Origin of the sequence: Polynucleobacter sp., assembly GCF_018500155.2 — a bacterium.
Taxonomy (GTDB): Bacteria; Pseudomonadota; Gammaproteobacteria; order Burkholderiales; family Burkholderiaceae; genus Polynucleobacter.
Genome location: NZ_JAHBAK020000049.1, coordinates 18761 through 36679 on the forward strand (window position 1 = coordinate 18761; position 17919 = coordinate 36679).

The 17919-nt window shown below is 45.0% G+C and carries 13 protein-coding genes and 2 tRNA genes; 13 read left to right on the forward strand and 2 right to left on the reverse strand.

What is annotated here, in order from left to right; translation table 11 throughout:
• Positions 1 to 32 precede the first annotated feature (32 nt).
• The 4 genes from KIH43_RS06145 (at position 33) to KIH43_RS06160 (ending at position 4071) form a co-directional block, all read left to right on the forward strand.
• A complete protein-coding gene (locus KIH43_RS06145; RefSeq protein ID WP_296967538.1) occupies positions 33 to 773 on the forward strand; it encodes a 3-ketoacyl-ACP reductase in 741 nt (246 codons plus the stop codon).
• 110 nt (positions 774 to 883) lie between these two features.
• A complete protein-coding gene (phaR, locus tag KIH43_RS06150) occupies positions 884 to 1444 on the forward strand; it encodes a polyhydroxyalkanoate synthesis repressor PhaR (protein ID WP_296967540.1) in 561 nt (186 codons plus the stop codon).
• 2 nt (positions 1445 to 1446) lie between these two features.
• Entirely contained in the window at positions 1447 to 2805 is a 1359-nt protein-coding gene (gene rimO, locus KIH43_RS06155) for a 30S ribosomal protein S12 methylthiotransferase RimO (RefSeq protein WP_297718844.1), read from the forward strand.
• Between the two features lie 81 nt (positions 2806 to 2886).
• Positions 2887 to 4071: an acetyl-CoA C-acyltransferase family protein gene (locus KIH43_RS06160; protein ID WP_296967544.1), complete on the forward strand. Its 1185-nt coding sequence runs from the start codon at positions 2887 to 2889 to the stop codon at positions 4069 to 4071.
• Positions 4072 to 4113: 42 nt separating this feature from the next.
• Here the strand turns inward: KIH43_RS06160 and serB are convergent, their stop codons facing one another.
• Both serB and mfd read right to left on the reverse strand, forming a co-directional pair.
• The gene (gene serB / locus KIH43_RS06165) at positions 4114 to 5022 is read right to left on the reverse strand and encodes a phosphoserine phosphatase SerB (RefSeq protein WP_297718846.1); all 909 of its coding nucleotides are present in this window, start codon (positions 5020 to 5022) and stop codon (positions 4114 to 4116) included.
• Between the two features lie 40 nt (positions 5023 to 5062).
• A complete protein-coding gene (gene mfd, locus KIH43_RS06170; RefSeq protein WP_297718850.1) occupies positions 5063 to 8614 on the reverse strand; it encodes a transcription-repair coupling factor in 3552 nt (1183 codons plus the stop codon).
• Positions 8615 to 8637: 23 nt separating this feature from the next.
• Between mfd and ispD the strand changes: the two genes are divergently transcribed.
• The 9 genes from ispD (at position 8638) to KIH43_RS06215 (ending at position 17914) form a co-directional block, all read left to right on the forward strand.
• Positions 8638 to 9390: a 2-C-methyl-D-erythritol 4-phosphate cytidylyltransferase gene (gene ispD, locus KIH43_RS06175; RefSeq protein WP_297718852.1), complete on the forward strand. Its 753-nt coding sequence runs from the start codon at positions 8638 to 8640 to the stop codon at positions 9388 to 9390.
• An 18-nt stretch (positions 9391 to 9408) separates the two neighbouring features.
• Complete coding sequence (ispF, locus tag KIH43_RS06180; RefSeq protein ID WP_297718854.1) at positions 9409 to 9912, forward strand: 2-C-methyl-D-erythritol 2,4-cyclodiphosphate synthase; 504 nt, start codon at positions 9409 to 9411, stop codon at positions 9910 to 9912.
• A 79-nt stretch (positions 9913 to 9991) separates the two neighbouring features.
• Positions 9992 to 10078 (forward strand) — tRNA-Leu (locus KIH43_RS06185).
• Between the two features lie 57 nt (positions 10079 to 10135).
• Positions 10136 to 11473, forward strand: coding sequence for a trigger factor (gene tig / locus KIH43_RS06190; protein WP_297718857.1), 1338 nt, complete (start codon positions 10136 to 10138; stop codon positions 11471 to 11473).
• Positions 11474 to 11502: 29 nt separating this feature from the next.
• Entirely contained in the window at positions 11503 to 12132 is a 630-nt protein-coding gene (gene clpP, locus KIH43_RS06195) for an ATP-dependent Clp endopeptidase proteolytic subunit ClpP (protein WP_296967557.1), read from the forward strand.
• 30 nt (positions 12133 to 12162) lie between these two features.
• Entirely contained in the window at positions 12163 to 13521 is a 1359-nt protein-coding gene (gene clpX / locus KIH43_RS06200; protein WP_296967559.1) for an ATP-dependent Clp protease ATP-binding subunit ClpX, read from the forward strand.
• A 190-nt stretch (positions 13522 to 13711) separates the two neighbouring features.
• Complete coding sequence (lon, locus tag KIH43_RS06205; RefSeq protein WP_297718860.1) at positions 13712 to 16144, forward strand: endopeptidase La; 2433 nt, start codon at positions 13712 to 13714, stop codon at positions 16142 to 16144.
• 117 nt (positions 16145 to 16261) lie between these two features.
• Positions 16262 to 16337 (forward strand) — tRNA-Val (locus tag KIH43_RS06210).
• Positions 16338 to 16450: 113 nt separating this feature from the next.
• Positions 16451 to 17914, forward strand: a complete 1464-nt coding sequence (locus KIH43_RS06215; protein ID WP_297718863.1) for a peptidylprolyl isomerase — start codon at positions 16451 to 16453, stop codon at positions 17912 to 17914.
• Positions 17915 to 17919: the final 5 nt, after the last annotated feature.

Genomic DNA, 17919 nt, shown 5'->3' on the forward strand with positions numbered 1-17919 from the left:
TCATCACAAAAGTTTTTTACAAGGGGAAAGTAATGTCTCAAAAAGTTGCATATGTAACAGGTGGTATGGGTGGCATTGGAACCGCTATTTGCCAGCGCTTAGCTAAAGATGGCTTTAAGGTGATTGCGGGTTGTGGCCCCAATTCACCGCGTAAAGACCGTTGGCTTGCCGAACAAAAAGCTCTTGGGTTTGACTTTATTGCCTCCGAAGGTAATGTCTCTGACTGGGATAGCACTGTTGCCGCCTTTGATAAGGTAAAGGCTGAGGTAGGTCGTGTTGATGTATTAGTCAATAATGCTGGCATAACCCGCGATAGCGTATTTCGCAAAATGACGCCTGATGCATGGAAGGCTGTTATCGACACCAACTTGAACTCATTGTTTAACGTCACCAAGCAAGTTATTGATGGTATGGTCGACAACAACTGGGGCCGCATCATCAATATTTCATCCGTGAACGGTCAAAAAGGTCAATTTGGACAATGTAACTATTCCACGGCAAAAGCAGGTTTGCATGGTTTCACAATGGCATTAGCGCAAGAGGTTGCCACCAAGGGCGTTACTGTGAACACCGTTTCTCCTGGTTATATCGGAACGGATATGGTCAAGGCCATTCGTGAGGATGTGCTCGAGAAGATCGTGGCCGGTATTCCTGTAAAGCGCTTAGGTACACCAGAAGAAATCGCATCCATTTGCTGTTGGATTGCCTCTGATGATGGTGGTTATGCTACCGGAGCTGACTTCTCCTTAAATGGTGGTATCCATACTGGTTAATTAAGTCAAAAAAGCAGTATTGTTGGGGCGCAACACAGCTAATTTTCCTTTTGTTCTGACTAGGGATACACTATGCTGATGTTGCGTTGCAGTATTTAGTAAGGAAAAAAATGGCTACCCGTGCAAAAAAAGCTGGTGAAGATCGGCTCATCAAGAAGTACCCCAATCGTCGTCTTTATGACACCCAAAGCAGTACTTACGTTACCTTGACTGATATCAAAGGTTTAGTGATGGGTAACGAGAGTTTTAAGGTCTTGGACGCAAAAACTGATGAAGATCTCACGCGCAATATCCTATTGCAAATCATCTTGGAGGAAGAGGCTGGTGGTGCACCTGTGTTTTCCACCCAAATGCTGTCTCAAATTATTCGTTTTTACGGTAATTCCATGCAGGGCTTGATGGGCAATTATCTAGAAAAGACAATGCAGTCTTTTGTTGATATTCACAATAAATTAGGCGATCAAACTAAGGGCTTGGGTGCTGGCAGCACTCCAGAGGCTTGGTCGCAAATGCTGAATCTTCAAAATCCTCTGATGCAAAATCTCATGGGAAACTATATGGAGCAAAGCAAGGATTTGTTTCTTAAAATGCAAGAGCAGATGCAGGGTTCGCAAAACATGTTTGGCGGCTTCCCATTTACCCCACAGCAAAATAAGACTGAAAAAGAATAGTTGTGGCTGGAAAGATTGGTTTTGTATCCTTGGGTTGCCCCAAGGCGTTAGTAGATTCTGAACTTATTCTTACTCAACTGAGTGCCGAAGGCTATGAAACAGCCAAGGATTATTCTGGCGCAGATCTTGTGGTGGTCAATACCTGTGGTTTTATAGATTCTGCTGTTGAAGAAAGTCTATCCGCTATTGGCGAGGCGCTTGCAGAAAATGGCAAGGTCATTGTCACAGGATGCTTGGGTGCTCGTAAGAATGCCGATGGCAGCGATCTCATTCAAAGCATTCATCCTAAGGTGCTGGCTGTTACAGGTCCTCATGCGACCAATGAGGTAATGCAAGCAATACATACGCATTTACCAAAACCGCACGATCCATTTACCGATTTAGTCCCACCTACAGGCGTAAAGCTGACGCCCAAGCACTATGCTTACCTCAAAATATCTGAAGGGTGCAACCATCGCTGTACTTTTTGCATTATTCCTAATCTGCGTGGTGATTTGGTCTCTCGACCTATTGGTGAAGTATTGCAAGAGGCAAAACGTCTATTTGAATCTGGTGTTAAAGAGTTGCTTGTGGTATCCCAGGATACAAGTGCTTATGGTGTCGATATTCAATATCGAACTGGATTTTGGGATGGCAAGCCAATTAAAACTAGAATGTTTGATTTGGTCAACGCCTTAAATCAGATTGCTCGTGAACACCAAGCCTGGGTGCGTTTGCATTATGTTTACCCATACCCCCATGTGGATGACATTCTCCCTCTGATGGCAGAGTTTTCTGAATATGGGTATGGTGTATTACCTTATTTGGATATCCCTTTGCAACATGCGCATCCCGATGTTCTTAAGCGAATGAAGCGTCCAGCCAGTGGCGAAAAAAATATAGAGCGCATTTTGGCTTGGCGAAATATATGCCCAGACCTGGTGATACGCAGTACGTTTATTGCAGGATTTCCGGGTGAGACAGAGGGTGAGTTTGAGTATTTACTCAATTTCCTGAATGAGGCCCAAATTGATCGTGCTGGTTGCTTTGCTTACTCGCCGGTTGAGGGGGCTATTGCAAACCAATTAGATAGTCCCATACCAGACGCGATTCGAGAGGCCCGTCGTGCCAAATTTATGGCCAAAGCCGAAGATATCTCTATAAAACGCTTAGCCAAAAAGGTGGGTAAGCGCATTCAGGTCATCATTGACCGCGTGGATGAAACAGGCGGCATTGGGCGCTCTATCGGTGACGCCCCAGAAATTGATGGTTTGGTACGGGTTTTGCCCCCCAATAAGCCATCTAAGCGCTATCGTTTGGGCGAAATCATCCGGGTCACGGTGATCGATGCCCAAGGGCATGACCTAATAGCGCAGACTTGACGATTGTTATAAAACTGATGTTTGTGTCTTTAAGTATGTACCAATTTAGCCTAATTTTTAGGCATAGCTAAGGGGATTGATATGAGTCGTGATGTCGTTGTCTTAAGTGCTGTACGTTCCGCAATTGGCAGCTTTAATGGTTCGCTTTCGAGTTTTGAGCCTTCAGAGCTTGGCGGAATCGTAATGAAAGAAGCGGTTGCGCGCTCTGGTGTAGATCCTGCATTGATTAATTACGTGACTGTTGGTAACACGATTCCAACAGATAGTCGTTATGCGTATGTCGCTCGTGTTGCTGCTATCCAGGCTGGTTTACCTATGGAGTCTGTAGCTATGGCCCTCAATCGTTTGTGCAGCTCAGGTTTGCAGGCGATTGTGACTACCGCTCAACAAATCATGTTGGGTGATTGTGACTACGGTATTGGTGGTGGTGTTGAAGTAATGTCTCGTGGAATGTATGGCTCACCTGCAATGCGCAGTGGTGCTCGTATGGGCGATACCAAAATGCTTGATTTAATGGTAGCTGTATTGACTGACCCATTTGGCGTCGGCCATATGGGTGTTACTGCAGAAAATCTTGTTGAGAAGTGGAAATTAACTCGCGAAGAACAAGATGCTTTGGCGGTGGAATCTCACCGTCGTGCAGCGCATGCTATCAAAGAGGGTCGCTTCAAATCTCAGATCGTTCCTATCACTATTAAGACACGTAAAGGCGATGTGGTGTTTGATACCGATGAACATTGCAAGCCAGATACAACGATGGAAACGCTCGGCAAGATGAAGGCAGTATTTAAGAAAGAAGGCGGGTCTGTAACAGCAGGTAATGCATCCGGCATTAATGATGGCGCCGCATTCTTTGTTCTCGCTGATGCTGAAACTGCTAAAAAAGCAGGCCATAAACCTATTGCACGATTGGTGTCCTATGCGGTTGCCGGTGTTCCAAACCACATTATGGGTGAAGGTCCGATTCCTGCAACTAAGCTTGCACTCGAGCGCGCCGGTCTTAAATTGGATCAGATCGATGTGATTGAGTCTAATGAGGCGTTCGCAGCTCAAGCGCTAGCTGTTACGAAGGGTCTTGGATTGGATCCTGCGAAAACGAACGTGAATGGTGGTGCAATTGCTTTGGGTCACCCAATTGGTTGCTCTGGTGCTGCAATTGCGACTAAAGCAATTCATGAGCTACAACGCGTTCAAGGTAAATACGCTTTAGTAACAATGTGTATTGGTGGTGGCCAGGGTATTGCTACTATTTTCGAGCGCTTATAAGCAAAACATTTTGAAGTGGTGCTCGCCTCTTAGGTAAAAAGCTTAGGAGATGAGCAATAAAGCTGCATCTAAGCCGACATGGTCAAAAGCCGCGTCGGCTTTTTCTTTGACAACAGGCTTGGCCTTGTAAGCAACGCTAATACCAGAGCCATTCATCATGATCAGGTCATTTGCGCCATCACCCATAGTCATTGAATGAGATTTAGAGCAACCCAAAGCGAGGCAGGCTTGATCTAGATGGGCTGCTTTTGCAATGCCATCAACAATATCGCCCAACACTTTACCTGTCAGCTTGCCGTCAATAATCTCAAGAGTGTTAGCTTGTGTTTGTTTGAAACCTAGCTGTTGACGTAATTTTTCTGTAAAGAAAGTAAAGCCGCCAGAAACGAGTAGGGTATAAAGGCCCCGCTGATGAGCGCCCGCTAAAAGTTCTACTGCACCAGGATTGGGGCGTAGTCTCTCGCGATAGACAGCTTCAAGAGCGTCTGCGTGAATGCCCTCCAGTAGGGCAACTCGTCTACGCAAGCTTTCTTTAAAGTCTTTTATCTCACCACGCATGGTCGCTTCTGTAATTTCTGCAACGGCCGATTTTTTGCCGGTAAAGTCTGCAATCTCATCAATGCACTCTATATTGATGAGGGTAGAGTCCATATCCATCGCTAAAACACGTATCTCACTTGGAATGACTTCAGATCGTAAAAAGCAGAGATCAGTTTGATGGTTGCTAGCTATTGAGCGCAATAACTCGCGTTGCTCAGTATCAAGAGGCTGAGGAATTAGCCAGCGCTCTTGATGATAGGCGCCATTGGAAATTTGTCCGCTAGTGCTGTGTAATGTCACACCGAATTGAGAGGCGCAATCCTTTAAATCAAAAACCAACTTAGTTGAGATAGGTTGGCGTGATAGGGCGACTAGAGTTGCGGGTAACGTTGATGGGTATTGCGTAGACATGTCTAAATAATAGTGTATGTGTAAACAAATAAAGCATTCATTAGCTGGCCTTGGTTGTACTCAGAACTGCGGATTCATTAAGTCGCCGCAGAACTTGGCGAATGGCCTCTAAACGCTGTTCAAGCCTATCAAATTCACGATCTTTTTGGGGTAGGACCTTTAACTTATCTTGACCATTGAGTTGGATATGTTTACTCGACTGGATGAGTTGAATAATGCGCAATGGATCAATCGGTGGGTTCGGGATAAATTGAATTTGAATGGACGCGGGGCTGGCATCAATCTTTTTAATACCAAAGCCTGTCATTTCTAGACGTAGGCGATGTGTTTCATAAAAAGATTTCGCTTGATCAGGTAGATCTCCAAAGCGATCAACTAGCTCTTCGCGCAATCCCATTAACTCAGAAAAATCATTGCAACCAGCAAAGCGTTTGTAGAGAGATAAGCGTTCATGTACATCAGGGCAATAATCATTGGGTAGAAGTGCAGGAATACCGAGATTGACATCAGTAGTCGCTTGTAACGGTGTCAGAAGATCTGGTTCCTTGCCACTGCGAAGTGCTTTTACAGCGCGATTAAGCATTTCTGTGTATAGCTGAAAACCGATTTCATGAATTTCACCAGATTGCTTGTCACCTAGCACTTCACCTGCGCCACGAATCTCTAAATCATGCATGGCAAGATAAAATCCAGACCCAAGTTCTTCCATGGCCTGAATTGCGTTTAAGCGTAACTGCGCTTGCTTGCTGAGCGTTTCAGGATCGGGCACCAAGAGATAGGCATAGGCTTGATGATGAGAGCGTCCTACGCGGCCACGTAACTGGTGTAATTGGGCTAAACCAAATTTATCTGCTCGGTGCATGATGATAGTATTAGCGGTTGGAACGTCAATACCAGTCTCAATAATTGTTGTGCACAATAATATATTGGTCCGTTGAGTCACGAATTCGCGCATAACCGATTCCAGTTCACGTTCGTGCATTTGACCATGTGCAACGCTGATACGTGCCTCTGGTATTAATTCCTGCAACGCACGTTTGCGATTTTCAATAGTCTCTACTTCGTTATGCAGAAAATAAACCTGACCACCACGTTTGATTTCTCGCAGGACGGCCTCTCTGATTACGCTATCTCCCTCACGTCTAACAAAGGTTTTGATGGCAAGGCGTTTTTGTGGTGCTGTTGCGATAATCGAGAACTCTCGCAATCCTTCCATAGCCATTCCAAGTGTTCTCGGGATAGGCGTAGCTGTCAAAGTTAAGATGTCCACTTCAGCGCGCAGGGCTTTTAGCGCATCTTTTTGTCGCACTCCAAAACGGTGCTCTTCATCAACAATCACCAATCCAAGATTGGCAAACTGAGTCTCCTTAGATAGCAACTTATGGGTGCCAATGATGATGTCTGCCTCGCCTTTGGCAATAGCTTCTAATGCAGCATTAATTTCCTTGCTGGTCTTAAAGCGTGAAAGTTCAACAATTCGTACTGGCCAATCTGCAAAACGGTCCTTCCACGTCGCAACATGCTGTTCAGCAAGTAATGTAGTAGGCGCAAGAATAGCCACTTGTTTGCCACCCATTACGGCTACAAAACTTGCGCGCAAAGCAACTTCTGTCTTGCCAAAGCCAACATCTCCGCAAACCAAGCGATCCATAGGTGTTCCACTTGTCATATCAGCAATGACAGCTGCAATAGCATTGGCTTGATCGGGTGTTTCCTCGAATCCAAAGCTTTCTGCAAATGCGGCATAGTCATGTGCTGAAAATTCAAATGCATGACCTTTGCGAATGGCTCTAGCAGCATAAAGACCCAATAACTCAGCAGCCGTATCCCGAATTTGTTGGGCAGCTTTACGTTTTGCCTTATCCCATTGTCCGGAGCCTAATTGATGTAATGGTGCTGATTCAGGGTCCGAGCCTGCATAGCGAGTAACCATTTGCAGTTGTTGAACGGGTACATATAAAGTCGCCTGACCTGCATATTGAAGGTGTAAAAATTCTTCAAAAATGGGGGCCTCTTTAGAGGGCGCTAGATTTAATAGCACCAGCCCTTGATAGCGACCTATGCCGTGCTCCGCATGAACAACGGGATCACCAATTTTGAGTTCAGATAAATCTTTAAAAAGCAGGTCGGGATCAGTATTTTCAGAAGATTTGCCTTTACGCCTCTGACGTGCCGTTGAGGTAAATAATTCTGCCTCTGTAAGGACTAGAAGATTTTCGGATTCCCACAAAAAGCCGTTGAGTAGTGGGGCGGTAACCAGTCCAAATAAAGAATTGCTCTTAACGAAGTCAGCAATGCCATCAAAACTTTCAGGTTTGAGTGGAAAGGTACTCTTGCCATCTTCTCCCGCAACGAAATTGCTTTCATCAAGCAATTGACGGATGGATTCTTTACGGCCAGCACTATCGCTGCATATCAGGACCCTGAGCTTCTGTTGCGCAACGATTTTACGAAGTCTTGCAATGGGGTCTGCTTCGCGACGATGAATGGCTACATCAGGAACCGGCAGAAAAGAATTTTTCTCAATTGCATCGTTTGCCTTAGATTCCAGCACCAATCGAGCATGAGGTTTGCAATAACTGAAATATTCATCGACATCTAGAAATAACTCTTTAGGTGCCAAGATGGGGCGATCAATATCGTGCTTGAGAAATTCATAACGTGAAAGAGTATCTTTCCAAAATCCTCTAATAGCCTCTTCAGTATTGCCAACACTGACTATCCATACGGGTTCACCAGATCTTGGAAAATAGTCGAAGAGATGAGATTTTTCCTCAAAAAATAGGGGTAGATAGGATTCAATGCCTGCACTCGGAATGCCGAGATTTGCATCTTTGTAGATGGAGCATCGAGTAGGGTCTCCCTCAAAAACCTCTCGCCAACGGCCTCGAAATGCGGTGCGTGCCTCATCGTCAAAAGGAAACTCGTGGCCAGGTAATATGCGCACTTCCTTGACTGGATATAGGCTTCGCTGTGTATCTGGATCAAATGACCTTATTTGTTCAATCTCATCACCAAATAAATCGAGACGATAGGGTAATCCTGATCCCATGGGAAATAGATCGATCAAGCCCCCGCGAATACTGTATTCACCTGGACGCATCACAGCACTTACCGGATCGTAGCCAGCTTGTTGTAACTGAAGCTTTAATGCAGCCTCATTTAGCTTGTCACCTTGACGAAAGAAAAACGTATGACCAGATAAAAATTGAGGCGGACCCAATCGTTGCAGAGCGGTTGTCACTGGAACTAAAACAATGTCACAGCTGCCATTGAGTAATTCATACAAAGTAGCTAGTCGCTCAGAAACCAAGTCTTGATGCGGTGAAAAATGATCGTAAGGGAGAATTTCCCAGTCTGGAAGTAAACGAACCTGAAGTTTTGGGGCAAATGCAGGTATCTCTTCTGCAAGTCGCTGCGCCTCTTGTGCTTGAGCACAAAACACCACCATTACTGAAAAATCTTGGCGATAGCGTAAAGCTGATTGAGCCAATATGGCAGCATCGGCTGATCCCACTAGCCCTGAAAAGGTAAAGCGCTGCCCATCCCGCGGTGCAGGCATAGGGGGTGCTAGATTTAATGCATCAGACATCTAGGCTCATTATAGAATCAGGCATGGCCTCTGAAAAACTATCTAACGCGCAATGTCATGTGGTTCTGCCCACGGCGGGCACGGGCTCGCGCCTTGGTGGTGAATTGCCTAAGCAATTTCAAGCAATGGCTGGTAAGCCGATGTTGTCTTATGCGCTCGAAGCGTTTTTAGATTGTTCTCATATCGAATCCATTTGGGTTGGTGTAGCACCAGGATTTATTGATCACCCCATTTTGAAATCTTTGGTTAGAGGTAATAAGCCCATCCATTTTTTGCCAACAGGTGGATCAACTAGGCAAGAGACGGTGCGCAATACCCTTGGTGCTTTATTACGGTCTGGTATTGCTGAGAATGATTGGGTGCTAGTGCATGATGCCGCAAGGCCGGGTATTACTGTTGCATTAATCGAAAAGTTAATAGCCGCAGTTCGAACTGGTACATCTGGCGGACTACTTGCAATTCCTCTAGCAGATACTTTGAAGCAAGCCGACTTGGATGCAGTAGTTGCTGGCAACTTGCCTCATATTGAAAAGACTATTCCCCGCGATCATCTCTGGCAGGCTCAAACCCCTCAAATGTTTTCTCTCAAGAATTTATATGATGCTTTGGAAAATGCCATCCGTCTTGAATCCGATGTCACTGATGAGGCAAGCGCAATGGAATTGATGGGTATCAAACCTTTATTAATTGAGGGGGCTACTCGTAACTTTAAAGTTACTCATCCGGCTGATTGGGAGCTAATGCAACTTCTTCTTAGCGCAAACATCTCAAAGTAAGGTACAAACAAAGATACTATGACGCAATCCAATCTCCATATTCCGCAGTTTCGAATTGGCCAAGGTTATGACGTACATGCTTTAGTTGCCAATCGAAAATTAATTTTAGGTGGCGTGCTTGTACCTTATGAGAAGGGCCTACTGGGACACTCTGATGCAGATGCATTGCTGCATGCCTTAACTGATGCGTTGTTAGGGGCTGCCGGACTGAACGATATCGGTCAACTATTTCCTGATACGGATGCTCAATTTAAGGACATGGATAGCCGAATATTGCTAAGAAGTGCATTGCAAAAGGTTCAGGCTGCCGGATACCATGTGGGCAACGTCGATGCGACCATCATCTGTCAGAAGCCTAAATTAGCGGATTTTTTGCCTGAAATGGTCCGAAATATTGCTGCAGATTTGGCTGTCACCCCTAGCCATGTGAATCTGAAGGCTAAAACCAATGAATCATTGGGCCATCTTGGCCGGGGAGAGGGCATCGCCGTGCACGCGGTTGCTCTGCTTTATAAGGCTTGATTGGTCCTTCAACAGCCCAGGCATTGTAGAATGTTGGTCTTTAGAGTGAAGTTTAAGCTTGGCAGTGTTTGCGGATATCGCGAGGATGGCGAAATTGGTAGACGCACCAGGTTTAGGTCCTGACGCCAGAAATGGTGTGGGGGTTCGAGTCCCCCTCCTCGCACCACAAGATTGCTACTTGGCTTGGACTTCACATTTCCAGATCTTCAATTAAGAGACGAGAATGGCTGTGCAGATAGAAAATTTAGGTTCGTTAGATCGCAAAATGACTTTGGAATTCGCTCGTGCCGATTTGGCAAAAGCGCGTGAAGCTCGTTTAGCTAAAGTTGGCAAGACCATGAAAATGGCCGGCTTTCGTCCAGGTAAAGTGCCTAAAAATATTGTTGAAAAACAATATGGCATGCAAGTTGATTTTGAATTGCAATTTGATAAAGCTTCTGAACTCTTTTTTGAAGCTAGTCAAAAAGAAGGCATCAAATTAGCAGGTCAACCACGCCTTGAACCCAAGAGCGAATTGAATGCTGACAAAGTGGTTTTTGATGCATTCTTTGAAGTTCTGCCGGATGTAAAGATTGGTGACTTTAGTAAAGCTGAAGTGACTAAATATGTCACAGAAATTGGTGATGCTGAAATTGATCGCGCACTAGATGTATTACGCAAACAGCAAGTTCATTACCATCCTCGCGGCGAGGCGGGTCCTCATGGAGATGGCGGATCTAACACTGCGGCCCAAAATGGCGATCAAGTGGTGATTGATTTTGTTGGCAAGATTGATGGCGTTGAATTTGCCGGTGGTAAAGCGGAGAACTTTGAATACGTTCTTGGCGAAGGTCGTATGCTGCCAGAATTTGAGGCTGCTACTTTGGGGTTGAAGGCGGGCGAAAGCAAGTCATTCCCCTTAAGCTTCCCAGCGGATTATCACGGTAAGGACGTCGCAGGTAAGACTGCAGAGTTCACAATTACTGTAAAAGCGGTTAACTGGCCACATATGCCAGCTGTAGATGATGCGTTCGCACTTTCATTGGGCGTCACTGAAGGTGGCGTTGCAAAAATGCGCGAGGAAGTAAAGCAAAATCTAGAGCGTGAAGTAAAACGTCGTATTACCTCTTTGCTTAAGGGCGAGGTAATGGATAAACTCAATGATCTTTGTGAGCTCGACGTGCCTAAATCATTGGTAGCGGCAGAGCAAGAGCGATTAGTTGAAGGCGCTCGCCAAGACTTGATGCAACGCGGTGTGCCCAATGCTAAAGATGCGCCAATTCCAGCTGAAATTTTTGCTGAGCAAGCGCTAAAGCGTGTTCGTCTCGGTTTGATTTTGGGTGATTTGGTTAAGCTCAATAATTTAGCGGCTACAGCAGACCAAATCAAAGCTGAAATCGATGAGCAGGCTGCAACCTACGAAGATCCTAAAGAGGTTGTTCGTTGGTTTTACAGCAACCCAAGCCGTCTAAAGGATATTGAAAACTTGGTGCTTGAAGATAATGTTATTAAGCATTTCACCTCTTTGGCGAAGGTAAATGACAAGTCTATTTCCTTTGAAGAGTTAAGCAAGCTAAACTAAGTCCATTCATTGAATAAGGGAATGCCACTATGAACCAAAACCAATTTCTATCTAACGATTTAGAGCCGAAGGGGTTGGGCTTGGTTCCGATGGTCATCGAGACCTCTGGACGGGGTGAGCGGGCATATGATATTTACTCGCGTCTCCTGCGAGAGCGCGTCGTTTTTTTGGTTGGCGAAGTAAACGATCAAACTGCTAACTTAGTCATTGCGCAACTTCTTTTTCTCGAGAGTGAAAATCCAGACAAAGATATTTCTTTGTATATCAATTCTCCAGGTGGCTCTGTATCTGCGGGTTTAGCTATTTACGACACTATGCAGTTCATTAAGCCCCATGTCAGCACCTTGTGCATGGGAATGGCAGCCTCGATGGGCGCCTTCTTGTTATGTGCTGGCGAAAAAGGAAAGAGATATGCATTGCCAAACTCTCGCGTCATGATCCATCAACCGCTGGGTGGCGCTCGTGGCCAGGCATCAGATATTGAAATTCAGGCCCGTGAGATTTTGTATTTGCGTGAACGTTTGAATAAGATCCTATCTGACCGCTCTGGTCAATCAATTGAAACGATAGCCAAAGATACTGATCGTGATAACTTCATGTCGGCCGAACAGGCGCGCGAATACGGATTGATTGATAAAGTCATCGAAAAGCGTCCATAAACCAGCACACCATTTAATTAGGCAAAAAGATTGAGCGATAACTCCAATACATCTAGCGATAAAGTTTTGTATTGCTCGTTTTGCGGTAAGAGCCAGCATGAAGTGAAGAAGCTTATTGCCGGCCCTTCAGTTTTCATTTGTGATGAATGTATCGATCTATGTACCGATATCATTCAAGAAGAAATTGCCAAGTTACCCAAGGTTGAGGGTGATGATGCGCTTCCCACCCCACATCAAATTCGTGAGAATTTAGATCAGTATGTTATCGGACAAGATCAAGCCAAAAAGACCTTGGCAGTTGCCGTCTACAACCATTACAAGCGCTTGCAGTACCTACCTAAGCCTAAAAAAGAGAAGTTAGATAAGGATGGTAAGGCTATTGAATCTCAAGATAAAAAGGATTCAAAGGCACCAGCCAAAGCCATCGTTGATGGAGTTGAGCTTGCTAAGAGCAATATTTTGCTCATCGGCCCAACAGGGTCTGGAAAAACTTTACTTGCACAAACACTGGCTCGTATGTTGGATGTGCCATTTGTAATGGCTGATGCAACCACCTTGACTGAAGCTGGTTATGTTGGTGAGGATGTTGAGAATATTATTCAAAAGCTTTTACAAGCCTGCGACTACAACGTAGAAAAAGCGCAACGTGGCATTGTGTATATAGATGAGATAGACAAAATTTCGCGTAAGTCTGACAATCCATCAATCACACGTGATGTCTCTGGTGAGGGCGTTCAGCAGGCTTTATTGAAGTTGGTTGAAGGCACGATGGCATCTGTGCCCCCACAGGGCGGGCGCAAGCATCCCAATCAAGATTTCTTACAAGTAGACACCACTAATATTTTATTTATTTGCGGCGGTGCTTTTGATGGTCTTGAAAAAGTAATTCAGCAACGTACCGCAAAGACCGGTATTGGATTTAATGCATCCGTACCAGGAAAAGATGATCGTGGCGTGAGTGATTTATTGATTGAAGTCGAGCCTGAAGATCTCATTAAGTTTGGCCTCATTCCTGAGTTAATTGGCCGCTTACCTGTGGTGGCAACTTTGGCTCAGCTCGACGAGGAAGCCCTCATTCAGATTTTGACCGAGCCAAAGAATGCGCTTGTTAAGCAGTACCAGGCTCTCCTGGCCATGGAGGGATCGGAGCTAGAAGTACGTCGTGAAGCACTTTCAGCTATCGCCAAAAAAGCGATTGCACGCAAAACTGGTGCTAGGGGACTTCGCTCAATTCTTGAGGGCTCTCTCATGGATGTCATGTATGACCTTCCATCGCTGAAAAATGTGCAAAAGGTTGTGATAGATGAGTCCACTATTGCCGATGGCGGAAAACCTTTGCTGGTATACAAGCAAGAACTTGAACAGTCGGATTTGAGCAAAAAAGCTTAAATTCCTAGGGTTTTCGCTATTTTTGGGGCATTTTTACCCCTTTTTTGTCATTTTTTCTCTTGAATTTCTCAAACTGCTACCCATATAGGTAGTATGCTATTTACCAATAATGTCTGTATTTAGTGGTTATACGTTATTGGATTACTAGTACTTGTTATTTGAGGATTGATTATTTTGGAGGAATTGCCTAATGCCTGGCCACTTATTACTACCCTCTGAGCCGATTCAACTGCCCTTATTGCCATTAAGGGATGTGGTTGTTTTTCCTCATATGGTGATCCCTTTGTTTGTGGGTCGCCCTAAATCGATTAAAGCTCTCGAAGCAGCAATGGAGACTGGCAAAAATGTATTGTTGGTTGCCCAAAAGACCGCTGCTAAGGATGAGCCAGGTATCGAAGATCTTTATGAAGTAGGGTGCATTGCCAATATTCTGCAAATGCTTAAGCTGCCAGATGGCACCGTCAAAGTATTAGTGGAAGGTGTGCAACGTGCTGAAGTAAGTCAAATTGAAGATAGTTTAGGGTACTTCAATTGTGAAGCTACGCCCACGGCTTTAGATGCGATTGATGCACACGAAACGGAAGCATTACGTCGTGCCATCATGGCTCAATTTGATCAATATGTAAAACTCAATAAAAAAGTCCCTCAAGAAATTCTGTCTTCTCTAGGCGGTATTGATGACCCAAGCCGATTGGCGGATACCATTTGCGCCCATCTACCTGTAAAGCTTGAACAAAAGCAACGTTTGTTAGAGATGACTGATGTTGTCCAACGGTTAGAAAGCCTTTTGGCAGATCTCGAGAGTGAAATTGACATTCTTCAGGTAGAGAAGCGTATCCGTGGTCGTGTGAAGCGCCAGATGGAGAAGAGTCAACGTGAGTACTACTTGAATGAGCAGGTAAAAGCTATTCAAAAGGAATTGGGTGAAGGCGAGGAGGGCGCAGACCTCGAAGAGCTTGAGAAGCGTATAAAAGCCGCTCGCATGCCCAAAGAGGTTCTAAAGAAAGCCGAGTCTGAATTGAAGAAGCTCAAGCTGATGTCGCCAATGTCAGCTGAAGCCACTGTCATTCGTAATTTCATAGACACCTTAGTGAATCTTCCTTGGAAGAAAAAAACCAAAATTAATAATGATCTCTCCAATGCCGAGAAGGTATTGGATGAAGACCACTATGGCTTGGATAAGGTTAAAGAGCGTATCTTGGAATATCTCGCAGTTCAACAGCGAGTAGATCGAGTAAAGGCTCCCATTTTGTGCCTTGTAGGGCCTCCTGGAGTGGGTAAAACCTCGTTAGGTCAATCGATCGCCCGTGCAACGAACCGTAAATTTGTGCGCATGGCATTGGGTGGCGTGCGTGATGAATCTGAAATTCGGGGTCATCGCCGCACCTATATTGGCTCCATGCCGGGCAAGATTTTGACAAGTCTTACAAAGGTTGGCGTGCGCAATCCTTTATTTTTGCTCGACGAAGTGGATAAGATGGGGATGGATTTTCGTGGTGATCCAGCAAGCGCACTGCTGGAGGTTTTGGACCCTGAGCAAAATCATACATTCCAAGATCACTATGTAGAGGTGGACTTCGATTTATCGGATGTGATGTTCGTTGCAACATCAAATTCATTGAATATCCCCGGACCATTACTGGATCGTCTCGAAATCATCCGTCTAGCAGGCTATACGGAAGATGAGAAAACGAGTATTGCTGTCAATTATTTGATTCCTAAACAAATCAAAAATAATGGCCTGAAGAAGGATGAGCTGAAGATTGAAGAAAGTGCCGTACGTAACATCATTCGTTATTACACTCGTGAAGCAGGTGTTCGTTCTTTAGAGAGAGAAATTAGCAAGATCTGCCGTAAGGTTGTGAAGCTCTTACTATTGAAGAAAGAGGCAGCCCCAGTTGTTGTGAATGCTGATAATTTGGAGAAATTCCTCTCGGTGAGAATGTTTGATTTTGGTCTTGCCGGAAAAGAAAATCAGGTCGGTCAAGTCACTGGTTTAGCTTGGACTGAAGTTGGCGGTGATCTTTTGACGATTGAGGCAGCAACGATGCCAGGCAAGGGGGTGATCACTCGTACTGGTTCTATCGGCGATGTCATGAAAGAATCTGTTGAAGCGGCGCGCACAGTTGTGCGCTCTAGAGCAACGCGTCTTGGTATTCCAGATGAGGCATTTGAGAAGAAGGACATTCACATTCACTTTCCAGATGGAGCAACGCCTAAGGATGGACCATCTGCTGGCATAGCGATTACTACCGCTTTGGTATCAGTATTTACCGGTATTCCGATTCGATCTGATGTGGCAATGACCGGTGAAATTACCTTGCGCGGTGAAGTGCTTCCTATCGGCGGACTGAAAGAGAAGTTGTTAGCTGCTCATCGTGGCGGAATTAAGTTGGCATTAATTCCGGAGGAGAATGTTAAGGATTTGATTGATATCCCTGACAACGTGAAAAATGCAATCGAGATCATTCCTGTGCGCTGGATTGATAAAGTACTTGAGCTTGCTCTTGAGCGTTTACCAACTACACTGCCTGAGCCAACCCCTGAGGAGTTAGCTAAAAAGGCGGCTGAAGCCAGCAAGGCGAAGGAAAGCGTCTCGTCTGGAGATGTTCTAAAGCACTAATTTAGAGCGCCTTGGTATCGCTAAAACTCACTAAAACTACTTGAATTATTGGGGTGGTTTTGGTGTTTTTTAACCAAATACTCCATTTGGGTTACAATTCCAGTCTGTAATATTTTGGGGCGCTTAGCTCAGTTGGTAGAGCGTCTGCCTTACACGCAGAATGTCGGGAGTTCGAGCCTCTCAGCGCCCACCAAATATTTACATCCTCATTCCATCAGGTCTGTCTGACATTGATCCAAACGCTGTAAACTCTTTGTGCCCATTCACTATTAAGCGTTAATACTTTCATAGGCTGCAAAACCAGTTATGTTTGACACGATTCGTAAGCATCAAAAAATACTCCAACTAGTGTTGATGTTGTTTATCGTTCCTTCTTTTGTACTTTTTGGGATCTCTAGTTACTCGGGATTTTTAGATAAAGAAACTGATCTGGTAAAAGTGAATGGCAAGCCCATTACTGCGCAGGAAGTAGATAACACGGCAAAACGCCAAGCTGAGCGTGTTGGTGGTAATTCCCAAATTGCTCAAACCCTCCAATTTAGACAAGCCATTCTGAATGAATTACTCCAGCAGCGAATTCTGGGATTTGCTGTAGTTGATCTTCGTTTGCAGGTCGGCAAGGAGGCATTGATTAAGAGCCTGCAAAATATCCCACAAATTCGTGCTTTATATCGCCAAGATGGCAGTTTTGATGATGCACGCTTCAAGCAATTGCTGGCTAATAATGGCTTAAACGAAGAGCAGTTTTATGCAAGCCAAGCATTTGACCTGAAAATTACTCAATTAATTAATTCAGTAGCGAGAACTGAAATTGGCTCCCCGAAGATTTCAGAAATTGTGTCAACTCTTTATGAAACAGAGAGGCAGATTCAGGCGTTGTCATTTAGCGCAAAAGATTACTTAGGAAAAGTTAACCCAAGCCAGGATGAGCTTGAGACATTTTATAAGGCCAATGCAAAATTATTTGAAAGCCCAGACTATGTGGATGTTGAATACATCGTCCTCAAAGCTGATCCCAAAGAAGATGCAAAAGTTTTTAGTGAAAAAGCAGATCAATTTGCTAACCTAACCTATGATCAGTCTGACAGCCTCAAGCCGGCAGCTGACAAACTAAGACTGTCGGTGCAAACGCAAAAAGGAATGACCCGTTCGGGGCCCCCTGGAGTTTCACGTGATCACCCCTTGGCTAATCCTAAAGTTATCCAGTCTCTGTTTGGAGATGACGCAGTGAAAAATCGACGCAATATTGAGGCGGTGCAGACTTCGCCAGGCGTATTTGTGTCCGCACGTGTTATTACATTTCATCCTGCCCAAGTCCTTCCTTATAAGGAGGTATCTGCCGAGGTCAAGCGACAAGTCAGTCAACGCGCTGCAGAAAAATTAGCCGTGGCGGCCGCTGCTGAAAGATTCGCCTCGCTAGAGAAGGATCCAAAAAACAATAGCGGTTTTGGAGGCCCGTTTTGGGTCTCACGCAATAAACCAGCAAATCTTGTCGGTCCCGCGTTAGATGATGTGATGTCTATCAACCCCTCTAAATTCCCTGCAGTTATTTCAGTAAATAATCCTGGGGTTGGAGTAACAATTTATCGTGTAGATCAAGTGCGTCAGCCCTCTGGTACGGATGCGAAGGTGCATAAAGCTCAAGCACAGCAGATTCAAGCCTTGGCTGCTCAATCTGAATTTGCTGGTTTTATGTCTTATTGGCGGGATGCGGCAAACGTGAAGGTGATTAACCCCTTAAAGCCCATTTCGAGTGGAGCAGGTAGCTAAAAATT

What these genes read in the sequence shown, in the direction of transcription:
- KIH43_RS06145 (WP_296967538.1), top strand. Translation starts at nt 33, where the DNA reads ATGTCTCAAAAAGTTGCATATGTAACAGGTGGTATGGGTGGCATTGGA.
- phaR (WP_296967540.1), top strand. Translation starts at nt 884, where the DNA reads ATGGCTACCCGTGCAAAAAAAGCTGGTGAAGATCGGCTCATCAAGAAG.
- KIH43_RS06160 (WP_296967544.1), top strand. Translation starts at nt 2,887, where the DNA reads ATGAGTCGTGATGTCGTTGTCTTAAGTGCTGTACGTTCCGCAATTGGC.
- serB (WP_297718846.1), bottom strand. Translation starts at nt 5,022, where the DNA reads ATGTCTACGCAATACCCATCAACGTTACCCGCAACTCTAGTCGCCCTA.
- mfd (WP_297718850.1), bottom strand. Translation starts at nt 8,614, where the DNA reads ATGTCTGATGCATTAAATCTAGCACCCCCTATGCCTGCACCGCGGGAT.
- ispD (WP_297718852.1), top strand. Translation starts at nt 8,638, where the DNA reads ATGGCCTCTGAAAAACTATCTAACGCGCAATGTCATGTGGTTCTGCCC.
- ispF (WP_297718854.1), top strand. Translation starts at nt 9,409, where the DNA reads ATGACGCAATCCAATCTCCATATTCCGCAGTTTCGAATTGGCCAAGGT.
- tig (WP_297718857.1), top strand. Translation starts at nt 10,136, where the DNA reads ATGGCTGTGCAGATAGAAAATTTAGGTTCGTTAGATCGCAAAATGACT.
- clpP (WP_296967557.1), top strand. Translation starts at nt 11,503, where the DNA reads ATGAACCAAAACCAATTTCTATCTAACGATTTAGAGCCGAAGGGGTTG.
- lon (WP_297718860.1), top strand. Translation starts at nt 13,712, where the DNA reads ATGCCTGGCCACTTATTACTACCCTCTGAGCCGATTCAACTGCCCTTA.
- KIH43_RS06215 (WP_297718863.1), top strand. Translation starts at nt 16,451, where the DNA reads ATGTTTGACACGATTCGTAAGCATCAAAAAATACTCCAACTAGTGTTG.